The sequence below is a fragment of the Flavilitoribacter nigricans DSM 23189 = NBRC 102662 genome, from assembly GCF_002646595.1.
GTDB lineage: Bacteria > Bacteroidota > Bacteroidia > Chitinophagales > Saprospiraceae > Flavilitoribacter > Flavilitoribacter nigricans.
In genome coordinates this window covers 34638-53482 of the sequence record NZ_PDUD01000031.1, presented here as the reverse complement: position 1 = coordinate 53482, position 18845 = coordinate 34638, and the positions used below count along the sequence as shown (strand labels likewise).

Genomic DNA, 18845 nt, shown 5'->3' with positions numbered 1-18845 from the left:
CTTTGCGGGGCTCTACGCTGTTACAACTTGCCCGGACGGGGCGATGTTCACTCTTCTTCGTCCAGTGCCAGCACCGTATCCAGCATATCCAGTTCCAAAATGGTTTCGCCGTCTTCGGCGTGGTACATACCGGCAAACTTGACGCCCCATTTGATCTCACGGCAGGAATAGGAGCTATTGGTGTGCACATTCTGGGCGAAGGTATCATCGTAACCCTGGATCATGATCATAATCTCCGTGTTGTTGCGGATCAGGTCCGCTGCATCCATAGCGTACAGGGGGCTGTTCTCATCAATTGGGTGGACAATCGTCCAGTTCAGCGGCAGTAGTGAAACCTTATAACGCTCCAGGGGCAGCGTCGTGTAGCGGCGCATCTGTTTCCCGTCGGCTAATACCTCCAGCCAGGTCATGATCACGGTGGCCTGCAGATTGATCAGTTTATTATCCCGCGTATTGACGATCCGGAATTGCAGACTGTTCATCATTTCCTCCGTCTGCCGGTGCCGGTAAGGGGTGATGATGGCGTGGCTGCTGAAAAGGATCTGTGCTTTTGGTTTGGAAAAACGGGCAAATACCAGCCCGGTAGCCAGGGCAAAAGACATCAGACCGACGAGTGCATCGATGGCCGCAATGAAATTGGGAATGAATCCGACCGGACTGATCGAACCGTAACCTACCGTAGTGAAGGTCTGAATGCTAAAGAAAAAACACTGGGAAAAAAAGGTGAAAAGGTCACTACCCAGATCGACTCCACTGAGGCTGGCCCGGCCACAGGCCATGAAGGCCAGCGCGAAAAGGGCATTGATGACCATATAGAAGAGGAAGACCATCAAGGCGAATTCCTTCCAGGGCATTTCTACCAGATTCTGGTAGGGCGCCCAGGACTGGTAGCCCCGCCGCCGGATATTAAAGGAACCGTCCTGATTGATGAGTCGTCCCTCAGCGGTAATGACTTTTTCGCCGAAGCCAAGGTCGTCCTGATTCTCATCATTTTCCACCGGAGTAGATGGAGTACGTCGGAACGGATTGGGCAGGTCAGATAATTTCATATCGTTTTTGACGTCAGTTGCTGATCGATTTCGGTGAAATTTTTACCTTTCATGTTTCAGAGTATGTTTGGGATTTTTTCTTTGAGGCGAAAGCAGTCAATTTTTTGTTTAGGCAGCCTGTCCCGTACACGAAGTGTCGGGAAAGCTTATTTAAGGCGCACACTGGGTAGGTACGAACCGAAAAATAGCTGAAGTATAAACAAAAAATGGGCGTTTGCAGGCCGATTAATAACTCCCAAACATACGCTTAATCAATATCCGGTATGGCTTCATTAAAGATACACAATGATATCCGGCAGGCCAACACCCTGCCCTCTTCCTTTTACCGGGATCCGGCATGGTTCGAACGTACAAAGGAAAACATTTTTGCGCGGACCTGGCACTACGTGGCTGATGTCGCTGCGGTATCGGCACCCGGTCAGGTGTTGCCTTTCACTTTGCTGGACGGCGTTCTGGACGAACCGCTGGTGCTTACCCACAGTACGGATGGACGGCGTTATTGTTTATCCAATGTCTGTACCCATCGCGGTAAGATCGTCGTGGAATCCGCCGGGAAGATGCGTTTGTTAAGCTGCGGGTACCACGGTCGCTGTTTTCGGCTGGACGGTTCATTCCGCTCCATGCCGGCCTTCGAGCAGGTGGAGAATTTCCCCTCCCGGGAAGACGACCTCCACCAATTGCCCTACGAGGAGTGGCTGGGCCTGGGTTTTGTGGCCCTCGATCCGGTTTGCAGTCTGGAGGAGATGACGCGTCCGATGCGGGAACGCCTGAGCTGGTTGCCGCTGGATACGCTCGAATTTCGTGCGGAGGGAAGTGTGGATTACGAAGTGAATACCCACTGGGCGCTGTACTGTGATAACTATCTGGAAGGTTTTCACATCCCCTTTGTGCATCCGGCGCTGAACCAGGCTGTGGATTTCGCGCAATACGCCTACGAAGTGTATCCCTACTGCAATCTGCAGACGGCCGTTGCCGGCGAGGGCGAACCGTATTTCGATATCCCGCCCGGAGCCGCCGACCACGGCCGGAAGATCTACGCCTATTACTACTGGCTGTTCCCCAATATGATGTTCAATTTCTACCCCTGGGGACTGTCTTTGAACATCGTGGAACCTCTGGGCCCCGACCGTACCCGCGTACGCTTCCGGACCTATTATTTCCGGGATACTCCCTTCGAACGGTCGGCCAACAACCTGCACGAAACGGAAATGGAAGACGAGGCCGTAGTGGAAAGCGTCCAGCGGGGTATGAAGAGCCGTTTTTACCGGCAGGGAAGATTTTCCCCGAGTATGGAACAGGGCGTCCACCACTTCCATCGCCTCATCGCGGATTTCCTATAGTGGTTCTGCCACTATATAAAAATATTTTACCTTTGCAAAAAATTATTAAATCCATGAAATATCTATTTTCTCTTCTGGTGGTTTTCTCCCTTTTTGCCTGCGGAGAAACGAAACCACAGGGAACGGCCGAAAGCGCTGGCAGCACAGCGGCTCCCGCGCAACGGGTGGCCAATACGACCCCGATCGATCCTCCCCGCATCGAAGTACAGGTGAACGGTTTAACGGGCGGCGAAGCCCGCCTGATCGGTATGTACACGGATCAGAATTACCTGGCGGCCCGCGCGACCGTGGACGCTCAGGGACATTTTGTTTTTGAAAATTCCGAAGGATATAAGCCCGGTTTTTTCTTCATCGTACTGCCCGATAATACCAACTTCCAGATCATGATGGACCGGGATCAGCAGTTCAAGATCACCACCAATCTGGGGAACCTGGCGGGAGACCTGCAGGTGGAAGGCAACCTGGAAACGCAGTTGTTCTACGAAAATATGCGCTACGAGGCGGTTGAGAACCCGAAATTCGTGGACGTCAATCAGAAATTACAATCCGTGCAGCAGGGCTCCGCCCAGTACCAGCAATACAAGGAGCAACAGGATGCCCTGGTGGCCCAACGCAAAGCCTATATTGCGGATCTGCAGCAAAAATATCCGAATTCCCTGTTCGTGAGCTTTAAAACGGCCGGACAGAACCCCGACCTGAAAGATATTCGCAATCCGGACGGCAGTATGGATTCCCAGGCGCAGGTAGCGGTATACCGGCGGGAGTTCTGGGATAATGTGGACTTCAGTGATGTACGTCTGTTGTCTACCCCGGTGATCTCCAATAAGCTGAAGCGCTACATGAGTGAACTGACGGCACAGCAGCCGGATTCTATCAGAAAAGCAGCCAGCCACCTCGTCGATAAGGTGCTGGACTATCCGGAATATTTCCAGTACTTCGCCAACTGGATCATGCTCCAATACGAGCCGGACAAGACCACCCTCATGGATCCCCAGGCGGTATTTGTGCATATGGCCCAGAATTACTTCACTTACGACCGGGCTTTCTGGTCGGATTCCACGGAGATCTACGCCATTCAATTGCGGGCCCACGAGATGGCGCAAAGTCTGGTCGGACAAAAAGGACCGGACGTCAGGGCCATGGACCCGAACGGTAATATGCGGGCCATATCGGATATCAAATCACCCTACGTGATCGTCTACATGTTCGATCCCAACTGTGACCAGTGTGCGATCGAAACGCCCAAACTGGTGCAATGGTACCGGCAGTGGAAAAGCAAAGGGGTAGAGGTGTACGCCATCGCCCTGAATACGAACGATCAGGAGTGGAAAAACTACATCGCGAAGAATGGCCTGGGTAACTGGATTAACGTGCACGATCCGACGAATAAGGCGATCTACGCGACCTACTTCGTAGACCACACGCCGGAGATCTACGTGCTGGATCCGCAGCGGACCATCATTGCGAAAAACCTGAAAGTGGATCAGATCGCTACCGTTCTGGAGCGCGATATGACGAACTAGAGAAATCCGGTTGTCCATGCCAACCCAATATCCGGGAAATTAAACGGCAAAAGGCTTGGCGAGATCATCTCGTCAAGCCTTTTGCTTTGCTCACTCTACATCAAATCCCGGTTAACCTTAAACCACCGCATTGCCCGGATCCTTCATGATCGACAGCAGATTTTTGACCCAGTCCTGGCCGGTTTCGTTCTCCGCGATCAGGTGTTCCAGTACATTCTGGTTGGCCAGTGTACTGAGCAGATTGGGATCCGCCAGTTTCTCCAGGTGTTCGTCACGCCCCAGGGTATACACGACGTAGTCGATTCCCGGAGGAGCGTAGGCAAAAACGAAATCGGAAATGAAGGTGTAAGCTCCCCGGTTGTGGGAAACGCCCGGTGTGGATACGTTGGAAAGCTGGCTGTAGCTGCCGGCGGAAAATTTGGAGCAATCGATCAGTTTCCCATCCTGATTGACGTAGCTGCGCCCGGAAATGACCTGGCATCCGGCGGACCAGTTGCTGCGCCCGTCGGAGGTCCAGTGAATATTGATGGTGCTGTTGGGATTGCTGAGTTCCGCGATGCCGGTCGGATTGAACTTGAGACCTTTCCGGATATCATCCTCACTGAGCGCATCGTCTCCGTTCCAGTCCCGAAATACCAGTACGCCGTGTTGGTAGGGCACTAGGGCCTTATAGACTTTGTTAGCGGCGGTGACCTTATGCCAGCTCAACCGGTATTTGTGCTGGCCTTCTACCAGATAGGGCTCATTGGCTTTACTGCTGGCCGGCTTGGGGTCGGTCGATCCCCAGAATTTGAATACCATGCCGTTCATCAGCAGGATGAAGAGATCATCGTTCCCCCGGTTGGAAAGGCCGACTTCGTGGTTGCATCTTAGGCCAATGAGGTGAATATCTTTCGGATCAAAAGACCAGTCGGCCACTTTCCGGCTATCGGAAGGTTTATCAAAATCGTTCAGTTCCTGCAATTGTAGGAGGGAAAGTTCCTCCGCAGGCCCGGAAAGTCCGGACAGCGCTTCGAGGTACTGGTCGCGGATCTTAGGCAATACCTCCATCCAGAGATCGTATTCGGGGCTGGTTTGGGTCCAGGCAAAGTGGCCATTGTCATCTTCCCGCTGATCTGGTCCCCATTTGCAGTAGAGGTCCTGTTCTTCCCAGCGCATCATGTGTCGGTGGGTACCGCTGCCCACCCGTCCGTCGGGGATGCCGATCTCGGCGAGTCCCTCCACCGTGCGAACGTACTCCTGGAAAAGGCGTACAGAAGCCAGGGTCCAGTAGCCGTAGACCCCATCCACGCGGGCGCCCGGCATGAAGCCGCGTTTTTTCAGAAAGGTCTGCAGGTTTTTAACATCATCGCCGGGGATGGACCGGGGGCTGACCCATTCGTCACTCCCTTCTCCGCGGAATTTCTTACGGGTGGAGGAGCCCACCAGGCCCCAGAATCTTTCGTGATAGCGTTTGAAATAGTCTTCGCGCTGGGCCTCGAAGGCGGCGGCGTTCTGCTCGTCAATAAGCCCGAGATGTAAAACTTGTTTGAGTTGGAGGATAGGGGTCATAGGTGTTAGGATATTAGATCTTTAAAATAAAATTTGCGGATTGCCCGACTGCTACCGGAGGGATGGCCACGGTTCGGCAACGCTCCCGTTAAATTAAGGTTTTTCCAGTATATTGGGAAAACTATCTGTTTTGTTACTAACGGCTCCCGAAATTGCAGCCGCCGGAGCCGCTATCCAGTTAATCATCTTCGAAAAATGAATGCCTCATCTTCCCCGTCAATCAGCATTCGCCGGGCGGTTCCGGAGGACTGCCATCTGTTGTCTCGTTTGGGCATGGAAGCCTACCGCCAGCATTTCACTTACCTCTGGACTCCGGAAGGTCTGGACCGTTTTTTTGCCTCTGCCTACACGCCGGAATTTTTTCGGGACACACTGGAAGACGAAAACGGGATGATCTGGCTGGTGGAAGAAGAGGGGCAGCCCCTTGGCTATTTAATGTACTTTCGGAAGGAAAAGTTACCCGGCAGGGAACAGAAAGGTGGTTATGTCAACCGCATCTATCTCCTGCAACGCGCTATGGGCAAGGGCGCCGGCAGTCGCTTGATGTCCTGTGCCCTGCAACAGGCCCGGCGGGACGGCTGTACCTATCTCTGGCTGGAATCCATGCAAAGCAGTACGGAGAGCATCCAATTCTACCAAAAACATGGTTTTGAGATCTCCGGCGCTACGGCTTACACCAAGGTTGCCATGCGGGATCCGGAATTGGCGAAAATGTGGTACATGGTAAAGGACTTATAAGGACTTGTGCCACGACAGGTGCCGGCTGTGGCCTCCAGATCAATGTTCCAGAATATCCAAACGGCTTTAAATGCCCAGCCGTTCCTTCATCCAATCCAATCCGGCATACAGGCCCGAATGATATTTCCACACAAAAGAATACGGTACCTGGTGGGCGCCGAACCGTCGTCGAATCGGTTCCACCTCGGGCAACATGCTACCCGCAAAATCGAATTCCCGAAGTCCGAGAGACAGGTGAGCGTAGCGGATACACTGCCAGATGAGCCAAAAGCCGCCGTAGCTCTTGCGCAGAGCCGGATCATCTCCGGCCAGGTGGAAGTAGGCCCGTTGGCGGTCCCAGATGAGGAAGGCCACGGAGTGGATGTTCCCGCTATCATCTACGGCGAAAAATAGCTGACGCGACTGGTGTTCATCCAGCGCCCGATCGAGACGGGAAAGCTGATCCAGGCTGTAGGGGATCGCGATCTGCTGGCGGTCGAAACTCATTTTATTGACCCGGTAGAGCGCTTCCAGCGGCAGGTCGTGCCGGAGCTGTAGTAGCTTTTCAGCTTTAGCGATCTCCCGGCGTTTATTACCGGTAATGCCGGACCACACCTGGTCTAGATCGCTGATGTCCAGTCGGTAGGTGTACCGCAGGGTCTGTCGGTATCCCTGCCAGTAAAAAGGCAACCAGTTGCTGACGCCCGGATGAAAATGCTGCTTGAAGCAATCCACCGTCGGTAGCTGCTCGATCAATTGCCGGTAATATTTGTGTTGATCACTGAGGTCCCGCCGATCGGGATGCAGGATCGGGCCCAGATGTTTGACGAATACCGGCTGGGTAATGACGTTAAAAATGTACTGCTTCTTGGTAAAATAGGGGAGGGCCGCTACCGTGCAATCTCCGTCCCGGACGAGGGCTGCATCCCAACTTTCCCCGTTCCGGGCCGCATCAAGGTACCAGGGTTCCATAAAAACGGGCAGATCGGGGATCTCCCGGCAAAAACTACGGTATGCGTCCCGGTTAGACATTTGCTATTTTTTGCGGATCACATAAAGACCGTCACGCAGCGGAAGCATCAGTTTATCCACCCGTTCGTCGGCCTGGATCATTTCGTTGAACTGGTGGAGCGTGGCCGTATCCGCATCCTGTTTTTCGTGCAGCACCTTACCGCTCCAGAGCACATTGTCCGCCAGCAGGAGGCCGCCGCTGGGCATCCGGTCGATTAGCAGGTCGTAATAGGCCTGATAGTGTTGTTTGCCGGCATCCAGAAAGATCAGATCAAAGTTCCCGGGGAGCCGGGGAATAATCTCCAGGGCATCGCCGATGTGCAGTTGCACACGATCCTTCAAGCCGGCTTTTTTCAGATATTTCCGGATAATGTAGGCCAGTTCGGCATTCACCTCAATGGTGTCCATTCGGCCGCCTTCGGCCAGTCCGCGGGCCAGACAGATCGTTGCGTAGCCGGTAAAGGTGCCGACTTCCAGAATATGCCGGGGGCGGGCGATCTGACTGAGCAGCTGCAACAACTGCCCCTGCAAATGACCGGAGATCATCTGCGGGGCCAGGGTTTTCAGACCCGTTTCGCGTTCCAGTTCGTATAGTACTTCATCCGGTTGCCCGGAATGCTGTTCGCAGTAGTATTGGATAGCATTCACCAGGCTGTTCATGCGAATGTCCATGCGCTTCAATTAAAATGATGAGCCGGGAGTTTAGCGGCCGTTCCGCAGCAGGAAGATCCGTACGCCTCCTTTTTCCAGGGTGATCCCTTCATCGATTGATAAATTAAGTTGCCGGTCTTGTAGCAGATCCTGCAGTTGTAGCCGGTTGCCCAGCAGCGGTTCCAGTTCGGAAAGGTCTACCTTTTTTTCTGCATCGTCGCCGTTGATCAGCACGAGGATATCCCCCGATTCGTGCAGGCGAAGATACTTATAAACATTGTTATTCCAGTTCATGGGGTAATGTACCAGCCGACCCTGCCGCAGTGCGGGGTATTGCTTCCGCAAATGCAGGAGTTGCCGGGTAGTGCGGAATATGTCGTTTTCGAGTTCCGTGCGTCCCGCTTCTGTAAAGGCACTGCGCCGGTCTCCGGGGAAACCGCCGGGATAGTCCGCTCTCAGTTCGATGTGGGATTCTCCGCCGACCATACCGATCTCGGTGGCGTATAATAACTGGGGAATACCGCGGGTAGTGAGCAGAATGGTCAGCGCCTGTTTCAGCCGATCGGTGTCGCCTTTGGCTTCGTAGGCCGCACGGGTCATATCGTGGTTATCGATAAAGGTGAGCAGCTGATCAGGGGCTGTATACACAAAATCCTGGGCGAGCACATCGTACACATCCCGCAAGCGCCCTTCCCCGCGGAGATAAGACCGCAGGGCTTCGCTGAGCGGAAAATCCATAACAGAGGGCAGATTGGTCTCAAAGTCCCGCCGGAAATGACTTTCCTTCTGAAACTGGGCGATGTAGGAGGGCTGGAGCGCCCAGATCTCACCCACGATATTGGCGTTGGGATATTCTGTAAGGATGGCCTTGACCCAATCCGCCAGAAATTCCTGATCCGGATAGGGATAGGTGTCTTCCCGGATACCGTCCAGGCCGGTATATTCCATCCACCAGAGGGTGTTCTGGATCAGGTAATTGGCGAGAAACGGATTGCGTTGATTGAGATCGGGCATATCGTCCACGAACCAGAACGACTTCTGCAGTTGCTCACTGTTGGGAGCGGCGTAGGGATCGGTGATGGACAGGAGGTAGTGTTTGTCGGTCAGGTGATCCGCTTTTGAACCGTTTACCCAATCCGGGCGGGGAAGGTCCGTCATCCAGGCATGATTGATCCCGATGTGGTTGTTGACGTGGTCAAATATGATCTTCAGGCCCCGCTTGTGCGCCTCTTCGACCAGGCGGCGGTAGTCTTCATTGCTGCCGAAACGCGCATCGATCTTATAGAGGTCCGTCGCGGCGTAACCGTGGTAGCTGTTCGGACCGTTGTTTTCCAGAATAGGATTAAGCCAGAGCGTTGTAACGCCGAGATCAGCCAGGAAGTCGAGCTGGTCGATAATACCCTGCAGGTCGCCCCCGTGCCGTTTGCCGGCCTCTTCCGGATTGAAATCCGCCAGTCCGGGCAGGTCGTCGTTCTTCTGATCGCCGTTGGCAAAGCGGTCCGGCGTCAGCAGGTAAACCACATCGTCCTGACTGAAACCCTGATGGCGCGGCCCGCTGCGTTCCCTTTCGTAAATGGGAAAATCAATACGGGTTTCGTTGCCGTTATTTTCCACGATCAGGGTGTAATCGTCGGGCGGAAGGCCCTCCGGAATGAAGACATCCACGAAAGCATAATGGGTATTGGGTACGCTGTGGATCGCCCGGATCTCCAGACGTTCGTCGGTGAAGCGGGCGGTACAGCCACTCAGTTGATCGCCGTACAGCATGAGCTGCACTTCGGACCACTGCATGCCGGTCCACCAGTTGGGTGGTTCCACTTTATCCAATCGGACAGCCTGAGCGTGGAGGGCTAAGGAAAACATCATCAAAAAAAGCAGCGCGAAAGGTCGCACGCTGAACGGTAGGGATCGCATCATGGTCGTTTAAGCTTTTTAGTTTCTGGAGAGTACATCCGTAAATGTACCCGGTGAATGAATTCCGGACGGGGTCCTTTTTGCAAAGATATTAAGCAGGGACAAAATTTAGGTGAAGAATGGAGATTCTATAGGGAGTCTGGTAAGGATAAGACGTAAATTGGGGATCGAATGGATGGTATCAGTGGGATCTTATACCGGGCCGACCATATTTTTTTCAACAATAGAGTCCGGGCTCTGTTTATAAGCTGATCATCCAAAAGCGCCTCCCTCCCCGTATATATTGGGTGTCAATCGATCACTATCACCTCCCCAAAAACCGGATTTCCTCCAAATCCTAAAACCAAAAGTATGAAGATCATTTCCGTTGTTGGAGCGCGACCGAATTTTATGAAGATCGCCCCGTTCATCCGTGCCCTGGAAGTCCGGCGGCAGACCTACGGTCTGGAACTGCAACACCTCCTGGTACATACGGGGCAGCATTACGATGTGCGGATGTCGGCCGCTTTTTTTGCCGCACTGAACATCCCTGAACCCGACATCAACCTCAAAGTCGGTTCGGGTAGTCACGCCGAACAGTTGGGGCAGACCATGATCGAATTCGAAAAGGTCCTGCTGGCGGAAAAACCCGACTGGGTAGTAGTGGTGGGAGATGTGAACGCCACCCTGGCCTGCTCGGTCATCGCCAAGCGGCTCCACATCAAGGTGGCGCATATTGAAGCCGGTCTGCGTTCCGGAGATATGCGCATGCCCGAGGAGATCAACCGACTGGTCACGGATCGCCTCTCCGACCTCCTGCTGACCCCGGACCGGATGTCCTCAGAAAACCTGCTCCGCGAAGGCGTGCCGGCGGAAAAGATCCGCTTTGTGGGGAACATTATGATCGATACGCTGGAAGCCAATCGCGATCAGGCCCAGGAACTGGATCTGAATGCCATCGTTCGCCAAAATCGCATCGAAGGCCAGCCGGATCCGGTCACTGGACTGCGGGACGGGCAATTTGCCCTAATGACGATGCACCGCCCCTCCAATGTCGATCACCGGCAGATCCTGATGCCCATCATGGATTTTTTGTTGACGGAAGTGACTGCCGACCAGCCGCTGGTCTGGCCTATTCATCCCCGGAGCAAAAAGCAACTGCAGGCATTCGATTGTTGGGAAGCCGTACTCCAGCATCCGGGCGTGGTACTCCTGGAACCTCTGGGCTACCACGAGATGATGCGCCTGAACCTGGGCGCCCGGATCATGCTGACCGATTCCGGTGGCCTGCAGGAAGAATGCTGCGTGTTGGGAACACCCTGCCTGACCCTGCGCTGGAATACCGAACGACCGGTTACGCTTCGGGAATACGGTGGCGCCAGTGTATTGGTGGGCAACAATATCGAGCGCATCCGGAACGAATATTTGCATACGCTGAGCCTGGAGGTCGCGCCCAGCCGGCCCGAATACTGGGATGGTGCGGCGGCCAGCCGGATGGTCGAAGAGATCCTGGAACGGGAAATGGTTTCCCGTTAAGCTCAAGCGAACTCGCAAAGCGTCAATAAGCGGCCCAAAACGCTCTTCAATATTTAATCCCGAACGGTACCTGGGAAGCAAAGCGGTACGGATTTAGCCGGTTTTTTTAAGTCTCCAAATATTCTTGCTAGCTTTATCCGCCTTTTTGACGACCAACTTTAAACAACAATGAATAGAGCGATAACTACCGATGGTAAGTATGCAGCTTACCGGGGCCTCCTCGTTTTGCTGCTCACCCTTACACTGATTCCCTGCCGGCTGCAGGGACAAAACAACCGAACTCCCAACCGGGCTGATTACATTTTAAACATCACGAAAGCGGAAAGCACTTTCCAGATCGACGGGCAGCTCGATGAATCCGCCTGGCAATCGGCCGAAATTGCCGGGGATTTCTGGCGCGTACTGCCCATCGATACCGGCCTGGCCGCTACGCCCACTGAGGTGATGATGAGCTACGACGACCGGAATATCTATTTCGGGATCACCTGCTACGAGCGGGTACCGGGGCCCAATATTATCGAATCTCTCCGCCGGGATTTTTCCTTCGGTGCGAACGACAACTTTCTCATCTTCATTGATACCTACAACGACCAGACCAATGGTTTTTCCTTCGGCGCTTCGGCCGGTGGTGCCCAGTGGGACGGCATCCAGTCGAACGGAGGTTCGGTCTCCCTGGATTGGGATTGCAAATGGACCTCGGCGGTCAAACATTACTCGGACCGATGGGTGATCGAAATGGAGATCCCGCTGCGCAACCTGCAGTTCAAGGCCGGACTGGATCAGTGGGGGATCAACTTCAGCCGGATGGATGTGAAGGGCAACGAAAAATCCAGTTGGGCGCCGGTGCCGCGGCAGTTCCCGACGGCCAATCTCGCTTTTGCGGGTACACTTCAGTGGGATGCCCCTCCGCCCAAACCGAAGCTGAATATGTCCCTCATCCCCTACGTGGCCGCGCGCACTTCCAGGAACCACGAGACCGAGACAAGCGATCCGCTGAGTGTGGACGCGGGCATTGACGCCAAGATATCTCTCACACCTTCCCTCAATCTGGACCTGACCTTCAATCCCGATTTCTCCCAGGTGGACGTGGATGAACAGGTGACAAATCTGGATCGGTTCGAGCTGTTCTTTCCGGAGCGTCGCCGCTTTTTTCTGGAAAATCAGGACCTGTTCACCGGTTTCGGGAAGGACGGCCTGCGGCCTTTCTTTTCCCGCCGGATCGGTTTACAGAGTCCGGTACGGGCCGGCCTGCGCCTGAGTGGAAAGCTCAACGAAAAGTGGCGGATCGGTCTGCTCAACATGCAAACCGGAGCGGAGGACGAGATACCGGCCGCCAACTTTACCGTGGCTTCCCTGCAGAAACGGATCTTCGCCCGCTCCAACATTGGGGTTTTCTTTGTCAATAAAATGCTTACCGGCGACGAAGCGGATATCCCGGAAGGCCTGAACGACTACAATCGCGTTGTGGGAGTGGACTACAATCTGGCCAGTGCCAACAGTCGCTGGGTGGGTAAGTTCTTTGTCCACAAGTCCCTGGCTCCCGGGGAGAACGATAAATCACTGGCGGCTTCCGCCAACCTGGAATACCGCACCCAACGCTGGCAGGTAGAGGGCAATTACGATCTGGTGGGAGAGAACTACCTGGCGGAAACGGGTTTTGTGCGACGTACGGGACTCCACCGCACCGGTGTGGGCGTAGCGCACAAATTCTATCCCAAATCCCAAAAGATCGCCAATCACGGTCCGGAATTACAGACCGAATTCATTTTTGATCCGGAACTCAACAAAACGGATAACCAGTGGCGGGCGGCCTACGAACTGGTATTCCTCAACCGCAGTGAACTGCAACTGGCCTACGGACGCCAGTTCATTCGGCTGCTGGATCCCTTTGATCCGACCAATTCGGAAGGGAATTTCCTGGATGCCGGCGAAGCTTTTACCTGGAATAATCTGGAACTCAGCTATGTGTCCGATGCCCGAAAATTGCTCAACTATACTTTCGAGGTCGGGTACGGAGGTTTTTTCAACGGGGACCGCTTCAGTGTGGAAGGGCAACTTAATTTCCGCTTTCAGCCCTACGGAAGTATCTCCGTGAACCTGGCCTACAACGACCTGCAGTTCCCGGAGCCTTTCGAGGATGTGGACTTTTTCCTGATCGGCCCGAAACTGGATGTCACCTTTACGAATTCCCTTTTCCTGACGGCTTTTGTGCAGTATAACGAGCAGATCGACAACCTCAACACCAACATCCGCCTACAGTGGCGCTACCAGCCGGTTTCGGACCTGTTCATCGTGTATACGGATAATTATTTTCCGGCTCCCTGGAATATTAAAAACCGGGCGCTGGTCGCAAAAGTGTCCTATTGGCTCAATTAAGGGCAGTAGCCGGCCACCTTCAAGGCGGACGGTTCATATTTAACATCAGCTTAATAATTTAAACCCCGGTCTACGCAATGAGTGAGTCCCCGCTCTTCGTTAAATGTTCTTTAAATCAAATATGATAACCAATTGAAAGCTTTTACTTTGCGAAAAAAAATTACTATGCGTTATCCCATACTGTTCTTGTTGATCGCGCTCACGGTGCAGGCCCTTCCGGCGCAGCGGATCCAGATGTACGATCTGAAATTCAGTGACCAGATCCTGGAGGAACTGAAGGCCGGAAAGCTGCACGAGGCTTCGGCGGCTTACCTGTTCACCTACATCGGGAAATACCGCGAGGCATTGGATCAGTACGAAGTGCCGCTGGCCTGGGGACTGGATGCGATGTCGGCCGCCGAAAAGGCGGATTTCCAGCAATACCGGCCGGTCAATGCCTACCGCTACCTGGAACAGCGTACCAAAGACGAAGAACTGGTGATCATCAGCGAAGCCCACCATAAGATCCAGCACCGGGTATTCACCCGCAATATGCTGGCCACCCTTTACGGGAACGGTTTCCGTTATCTGGGTATCGAAGCGCTGAATACCAGTATCGAAGACCCGGAGAATCTCCTGCTGGACACGGAATTGCAGCAACGGGGTTACCCGCTGAACGGTCCGGTAAGCGGCACCTATACCCGTGAACCCCAGATGAGCAACATGATCCGGGAGGCGATTGCAATGGGTTTTGAGGTTTTCGGCTACGAACGGGCCACCTCCGGCGAGGAGCGGGACGTGCAGCAGGCGAAAAATATCCTGCAGTTCATGGAAGATCACCCGGACGGCAAGGTCGTGATCCATTGCGGCTGGTACCACGCTATCGAAAGCAACTACCCGAAGCGGGAAGATACCTACTACATGGCCCACCTGATCAAACAGCTTTCCGATATCGACCCACTCACCATCTATCAGGATGCGCTGAGCGAACGCTTCCTGGATGCGGAAAGTCCGTATTACAAAATGGTGAAAGCGGAAGATGTCAGCGTACTGATCAACGGTTCGGGAGAGGTGTTCAACGGGAAACCCGGTGAAGATCACTTTGATATCATGGTCTACCATCCGCGGACGAAGTACCGCAAAAACCGGCCGGACTGGCTTTATCACCTACCGGACCATACCTTCGTGAAGGTGAAAAGTGAACTGTTGGAAAAGGACCAATTTCCCGTGCTGGTCAAAGCCTACCCGGTGGGCGAGGTGCCGGAGGCGATGCCGATGGACATCATTGAATTAAGCACACCGAACGATAATACCTACCTCGTACTGAAGAAGGGCAAATACCGGGTCGAGATGGTCGACCGGGCCGGCGAGGTAGTGGAATACGATCTCGAATTCAATTAATATAGGACCGATTGTTGTCCGGAAGAAGGCTGTGGACTCTTTCACGGCCTTCTTCATTAATGCTTTGTCTATGCAACCCACTATCAGCGCTCTCATCAGACAACTGGAAGACCTTTATTCCGGCAACAACTGGGTCGCCGTTGGAACCCAAGATCTGCTCGACGGGATCGACGGGGCAACCGCACTCCAAAAAAAGCTGGAAAACCGACATTCCATCCTGGAGATCCTGCAGCACCTAAACGCTTGGCGTACCTTTCTGTTAAAAAGATTGCAGGGCGACAGCGTTTTCACGCTCAGCCAGAATGATGGCGTGGAATATCCGGATCACCCATCCGCCCGGCCGGAAATGTGGGACGAAGCCCGGAAGAACTATCACCAGTTGCACGTAGCCATCATTGATCAGTTGCAGCGAAGCCCTGAGTCGCTGCTCGGTCAGACCGTACCCCAGAGAACCTACAATTTCGCCTTCCTTATCAACGGCGTGGTCCAGCACGATTTTTATCACCTGGGGCAGATCTCCTTGCTTCGATAAGCTCCCAAGCCAGCATGGTCTTGCTGGAAAAACCGGATCATTTGGTCGATAAATTACCGCCTTTCGTGAGTCAGTAGCGGCCACCCGCTCCATAATGTTTGCAAAAGTGAAAGAAATGGATTACTTTCACTTTTGTAAATGAAATTCAATGGAAAGGATCTATCTCGGAGAATTCGAAGAACTGGTATTATTGGTGGTTGCGGTCCAACAAGGTGAAGCCTACGGTGTGGGCGTGATGGAAGCTCTGGAGGATGAGGCTAACCGCTCCGTAAATATCAGTGCGGTGCACGCTGCCCTGAGGCGTCTGGAATCAAAAGGGTTTGTAAAATCGGAATGGAGCGAAGCCACCGCCGAGCGCGGCGGCCGCCGCAAACGCCTGTTCAGCATCACCCAGGAGGGCAGTATGGCGCTGACCCAGGTGCGGGATGTACGCGTGAACCTGTGGCGGCAAATCCCGGGATTTTCTCCGAATATCTCTTTTGGGTAAACGATAGGGGAGCGGCTATTGCACCGCCTGCTCCTACCGCTGACCCATTCTTTCACCTCTCATAAATTACCGACTGTTTCATGTCATCACCCGATCACCATCCACCCAGGTGGGCCGACAGATTCCTGGAATGGTACTGTAAGCCGGAATTGCTGGAAGAGATCCAGGGCGATGCCTATGAATTATTTTATAAAAGGGTCGAACGCAGTGATCCCAAAAAGGCGGGTCGCCGCTTTATCTGGGATGTCCTTCGATCCTTCCGACTGTCCACTATTAAGCATTTGAATTTTAAATTATCACCCGACATGTTAAAAAGTAACTTTAAGATCGCCTGGCGGCATCTGTTTAAGCAAAAGCTGTTTTCGGCCATTAAGATCGGAGGCTTCGCCCTGGGCATTGCCGCCTGTTTGCTCATCGCATTATTCATCCGGGATGAACTCCGCTACGATCAGCGTTATCAGGAAAAGGATCGCATCTATCGCCTTCTGGGCGTAATGAACGATGAGGGCGACATCATGAAAGGCGTACATTTCCCCGCCCCAATGGCCAAAGCCCTGATCGAAGATTATCCGGAAGTAGAAACGGCCGGACGTTTTCTCTCCAGTGAATTATTCGGTGCGGGCAGCCGGGAAGTGCGGCGCGCCGCTGAACAGCAGAATACGTTTGAATCCGGATTCATTTTCGCGGACCAGGAGCTGCTGGATATTCTCGAGATCCCCATCGTACAGGGTGATCCGAAAAAAGCCCTTGCGCAACCCAATACCGTGGTGATTTCCCAGAGCAAAGCGGAAAAGTATTTCCCGAATGAAAATCCGGTGGGCAAGGAACTGGTACTGGATAACAACGGAGAAGAACCGCTGACCGTCGGTGGGGTAATGGCCGATTTCCCGAAGACCTCCCACATCCATCCCGATTTTCTGATGACGATGGCCGGACGGGAATTCTGGCCGGGAGAGCAAAATTTCTGGCGTGCCAACAACTACCACACCTATGTACGGCTACAACCGGATGCTAATCCCGAACAGCTGGAGGAAAATCTGATGGGCATCCTGGAAAAATACGTTTTGCCGGCGCAGGTCGCTGCCGGTAATGTCGATGCGGAAAAAACGCTGAAGAAAGCGAGCTTCGAACTGCAGCCCATTGAAGATATCCACCTTTATTCGGAGAATATACACGATCGTTTGACCCACGGTGATATTCGCTTCGTCTGGATGTTTGGCGGTATTGCCGGTTTCATTCTGCTGATCGCCTGTATCAATTTCATCAACTTATCGACGGCTAAGTCGGCCAACCGGGCCAAAGAGGTGGGACTGCGAAAGGTGGTAGGTTCCTACCGCAGTCATTTGATCAATCAGTTCCTGACGGAATCGGTCCTGTTCAGTCTGCTATCTTTTGTTATCGGGCTCACCCTGGCCTGGGTGCTGCTGCCGTATTTCAACCAACTTGCCGGAAAACAACTGGTCATTCCTACGAATGAATGGTGGCTGTTGCCCCTGCTGCTGGTTGCGGCCGTGCTGATCGGTTTGCTGGCCGGTTTGTATCCTTCGCTCTACCTTTCGGGTTTTCAACCCATTCAGGTGCTCAAAGGCAAATTCAGCCGGAGCGGTAAGAGTTCGAAGATGCGCAATGTACTGGTCGTTTTTCAGTTTACGACTTCCATTATCCTGATCATCGGCACTTTTGTGATCTACCAGCAGATGAATTTCATCCTCAACAAAAAACTGGGTTTTGATAAGGAGCAGGTGGTTACGCTGCAGGGAGCCGGTACACTCGGCGACCGGACGAAAGCGCTGAAGGAAGAACTCCTGAAACTACCGTCGGTCGAAAATGCGACCCTGAGCGATTACCTGCCGGTAGTGGGTACCAAAAGGAATGGCAACGGCTTCTGGAAAGAAGGCAAAACGAAGGAAGAAAGTCCGGTCTACGGCCAAATGTGGCGGGTGGATCACGATTACATCGAAACGATGGGCATGAAGATGGTCGCCGGCCGGGATTTTTCCGTGGCGATGCCCACGGATTCCCAGGCGGTGATCATCAACCAGACCCTGGCCAGAGAGCTTGGCCTGGAAGATCCGGTTGGGAAAAGGATCACCAACTCCGGATTTGTAAGCGAAGTGATCGGGGTGGTGGAAGATTTCCACTTTGAAAATATGAAGAACGAGATCGAAGGACTTTGCATCGCCATAACGGACCAGCCGGCCGCCATTTCCGTCAAGCTGAATACTTCGGATATGGGCGCCGCCATCGATAATCTGACGGCTACCTGGGATCGTTTCGCTCCCAATCAGACCATTCGCTACGAATTTCTGGACGATAGTTTCGCCCTGATGTACTCCGATGTGAAACGCATGGGACAGATCTTTACCAGTTTTGCCATTCTGGCGATCATTGTGGCCTGCCTCGGCCTGTTCGCGCTGTCCGCCTTTATGGCCGAGCAACGGAGCAAAGAGATGAGTATCCGCAAGGTGCTGGGAGCTTCCGTTCCCAATATTTTCAGAATGCTCACCCAGGGTTTTCTTACGCTGGTGCTGATCGCCCTGGTCATCGCCGTTCCGCTCGGATGGTACCTGATGAAAAAATGGCTGCAGGATTACGAATACCGGATCGAGATCGGCTGGGAAGTGTTCGCCTTTGCCGGAACGATTGCACTGCTGATCGCCGTACTGACCATTAGCTATCAGGCCATACGGGCCGCGACGGACAATCCGATTAAAGCCCTGGGACAGGAATAATTGGGAAACTCCTGAACCCGAAATAATTGATGCGGTGATGGTCCGGCTTACGGATCATCACCGCATT

At 53.5% G+C, this 18845-nt stretch carries 14 protein-coding genes; 9 read left to right on the top strand and 5 right to left on the bottom strand.

Annotated features, from left to right (window positions below; all coding sequences use genetic code 11):
- Positions 1-47 precede the first annotated feature (47 nt).
- A complete protein-coding gene (locus CRP01_RS26195; protein ID WP_099153080.1) occupies positions 48-1049 on the bottom strand; it encodes an ion channel in 1002 nt (333 codons plus the stop codon).
- 263 nt (positions 1050-1312) lie between these two features.
- Between CRP01_RS26195 and CRP01_RS26190 the strand changes: the two genes are divergently transcribed.
- Together CRP01_RS26190 and CRP01_RS26185 are read left to right on the top strand one after the other, a co-directional pair.
- Complete coding sequence (locus CRP01_RS26190) at positions 1313-2389, top strand: aromatic ring-hydroxylating oxygenase subunit alpha (protein WP_099153079.1); 1077 nt, start codon at positions 1313-1315, stop codon at positions 2387-2389.
- 53 nt (positions 2390-2442) lie between these two features.
- The gene (locus CRP01_RS26185; RefSeq protein WP_233752764.1) at positions 2443-3912 is read left to right on the top strand and encodes a thioredoxin-like domain-containing protein; all 1470 of its coding nucleotides are present in this window, start codon (positions 2443-2445) and stop codon (positions 3910-3912) included.
- A gap of 117 nt (positions 3913-4029) precedes the next feature.
- Here the strand turns inward: CRP01_RS26185 and CRP01_RS26180 are convergent, their stop codons facing one another.
- A complete protein-coding gene (locus tag CRP01_RS26180) occupies positions 4030-5463 on the bottom strand; it encodes a peptidoglycan-binding domain-containing protein (protein WP_099153078.1) in 1434 nt (477 codons plus the stop codon).
- 195 nt (positions 5464-5658) lie between these two features.
- Between CRP01_RS26180 and CRP01_RS26175 the strand changes: the two genes are divergently transcribed.
- On the top strand, positions 5659-6201 hold the full coding sequence (locus tag CRP01_RS26175; RefSeq protein ID WP_099153077.1) for a GNAT family N-acetyltransferase: 543 nt from the start codon (positions 5659-5661) through the stop codon (positions 6199-6201).
- 66 nt (positions 6202-6267) lie between these two features.
- On the opposite strand, the gene CRP01_RS26170 is transcribed toward CRP01_RS26175, so the two are convergent.
- Genes CRP01_RS26170 through CRP01_RS26160 form a run of 3 tightly spaced genes read right to left on the bottom strand, consistent with a single transcriptional unit; the run spans position 6268 to position 9759 of the window.
- Positions 6268-7212, bottom strand: a complete 945-nt coding sequence (locus tag CRP01_RS26170; RefSeq protein WP_099153076.1) for a GNAT family N-acetyltransferase — start codon at positions 7210-7212, stop codon at positions 6268-6270.
- A 3-nt stretch (positions 7213-7215) separates the two neighbouring features.
- A complete protein-coding gene (locus CRP01_RS26165; RefSeq protein WP_233752763.1) occupies positions 7216-7863 on the bottom strand; it encodes an O-methyltransferase in 648 nt (215 codons plus the stop codon).
- A gap of 30 nt (positions 7864-7893) precedes the next feature.
- Positions 7894-9759 carry an alpha-amylase family glycosyl hydrolase gene (locus tag CRP01_RS26160; RefSeq protein ID WP_099153075.1) on the bottom strand — a complete coding sequence of 622 codons (1866 nt, stop codon included), beginning with the start codon at positions 9757-9759 and terminating at the stop codon, positions 7894-7896.
- A 348-nt stretch (positions 9760-10107) separates the two neighbouring features.
- On the opposite strand from CRP01_RS26160, the gene wecB reads away from it, so the two are divergent.
- The 6 genes from wecB (at position 10108) to CRP01_RS26130 (ending at position 18778) form a co-directional block, all read left to right on the top strand.
- Positions 10108-11271, top strand: a complete 1164-nt coding sequence (gene wecB / locus CRP01_RS26155; RefSeq protein WP_099153074.1) for a non-hydrolyzing UDP-N-acetylglucosamine 2-epimerase — start codon at positions 10108-10110, stop codon at positions 11269-11271.
- Between the two features lie 168 nt (positions 11272-11439).
- Positions 11440-13647: a DUF5916 domain-containing protein gene (locus CRP01_RS26150; RefSeq protein WP_099153073.1), complete on the top strand. Its 2208-nt coding sequence runs from the start codon at positions 11440-11442 to the stop codon at positions 13645-13647.
- A gap of 165 nt (positions 13648-13812) precedes the next feature.
- Positions 13813-15027, top strand: a complete 1215-nt coding sequence (locus CRP01_RS26145) for a hypothetical protein (RefSeq protein ID WP_099153072.1) — start codon at positions 13813-13815, stop codon at positions 15025-15027.
- Positions 15028-15097: 70 nt separating this feature from the next.
- Positions 15098-15559, top strand: a complete 462-nt coding sequence (locus CRP01_RS26140; protein ID WP_099153071.1) for a DinB family protein — start codon at positions 15098-15100, stop codon at positions 15557-15559.
- 148 nt (positions 15560-15707) lie between these two features.
- Positions 15708-16046: a PadR family transcriptional regulator gene (locus tag CRP01_RS26135; RefSeq protein WP_099153070.1), complete on the top strand. Its 339-nt coding sequence runs from the start codon at positions 15708-15710 to the stop codon at positions 16044-16046.
- Positions 16047-16126: 80 nt separating this feature from the next.
- Positions 16127-18778 carry an ABC transporter permease gene (locus CRP01_RS26130; protein WP_222845817.1) on the top strand — a complete coding sequence of 884 codons (2652 nt, stop codon included), beginning with the start codon at positions 16127-16129 and terminating at the stop codon, positions 18776-18778.
- Positions 18779-18845: the final 67 nt, after the last annotated feature.

Bases quoted from the DNA above. Each gene is read 5' to 3' on its own strand.
- CRP01_RS26150 (WP_099153073.1), top strand. From the start codon at position 11,440: ATGAATAGAGCGATAACTACCGATGGTAAGTATGCAGCTTACCGGGGC.
- CRP01_RS26165 (WP_233752763.1), bottom strand. From the start codon at position 7,863: ATGGACATTCGCATGAACAGCCTGGTGAATGCTATCCAATACTACTGC.
- CRP01_RS26130 (WP_222845817.1), top strand. From the start codon at position 16,127: ATGTCATCACCCGATCACCATCCACCCAGGTGGGCCGACAGATTCCTG.
- CRP01_RS26170 (WP_099153076.1), bottom strand. From the start codon at position 7,212: ATGTCTAACCGGGACGCATACCGTAGTTTTTGCCGGGAGATCCCCGAT.
- CRP01_RS26160 (WP_099153075.1), bottom strand. From the start codon at position 9,759: ATGATGCGATCCCTACCGTTCAGCGTGCGACCTTTCGCGCTGCTTTTT.
- CRP01_RS26140 (WP_099153071.1), top strand. From the start codon at position 15,098: ATGCAACCCACTATCAGCGCTCTCATCAGACAACTGGAAGACCTTTAT.
- CRP01_RS26195 (WP_099153080.1), bottom strand. From the start codon at position 1,049: ATGAAATTATCTGACCTGCCCAATCCGTTCCGACGTACTCCATCTACT.
- CRP01_RS26190 (WP_099153079.1), top strand. From the start codon at position 1,313: ATGGCTTCATTAAAGATACACAATGATATCCGGCAGGCCAACACCCTG.
- CRP01_RS26145 (WP_099153072.1), top strand. From the start codon at position 13,813: ATGCGTTATCCCATACTGTTCTTGTTGATCGCGCTCACGGTGCAGGCC.
- wecB (WP_099153074.1), top strand. From the start codon at position 10,108: ATGAAGATCATTTCCGTTGTTGGAGCGCGACCGAATTTTATGAAGATC.
- CRP01_RS26180 (WP_099153078.1), bottom strand. From the start codon at position 5,463: ATGACCCCTATCCTCCAACTCAAACAAGTTTTACATCTCGGGCTTATT.
- CRP01_RS26135 (WP_099153070.1), top strand. From the start codon at position 15,708: ATGGAAAGGATCTATCTCGGAGAATTCGAAGAACTGGTATTATTGGTG.
- CRP01_RS26175 (WP_099153077.1), top strand. From the start codon at position 5,659: ATGAATGCCTCATCTTCCCCGTCAATCAGCATTCGCCGGGCGGTTCCG.
- CRP01_RS26185 (WP_233752764.1), top strand. From the start codon at position 2,443: ATGAAATATCTATTTTCTCTTCTGGTGGTTTTCTCCCTTTTTGCCTGC.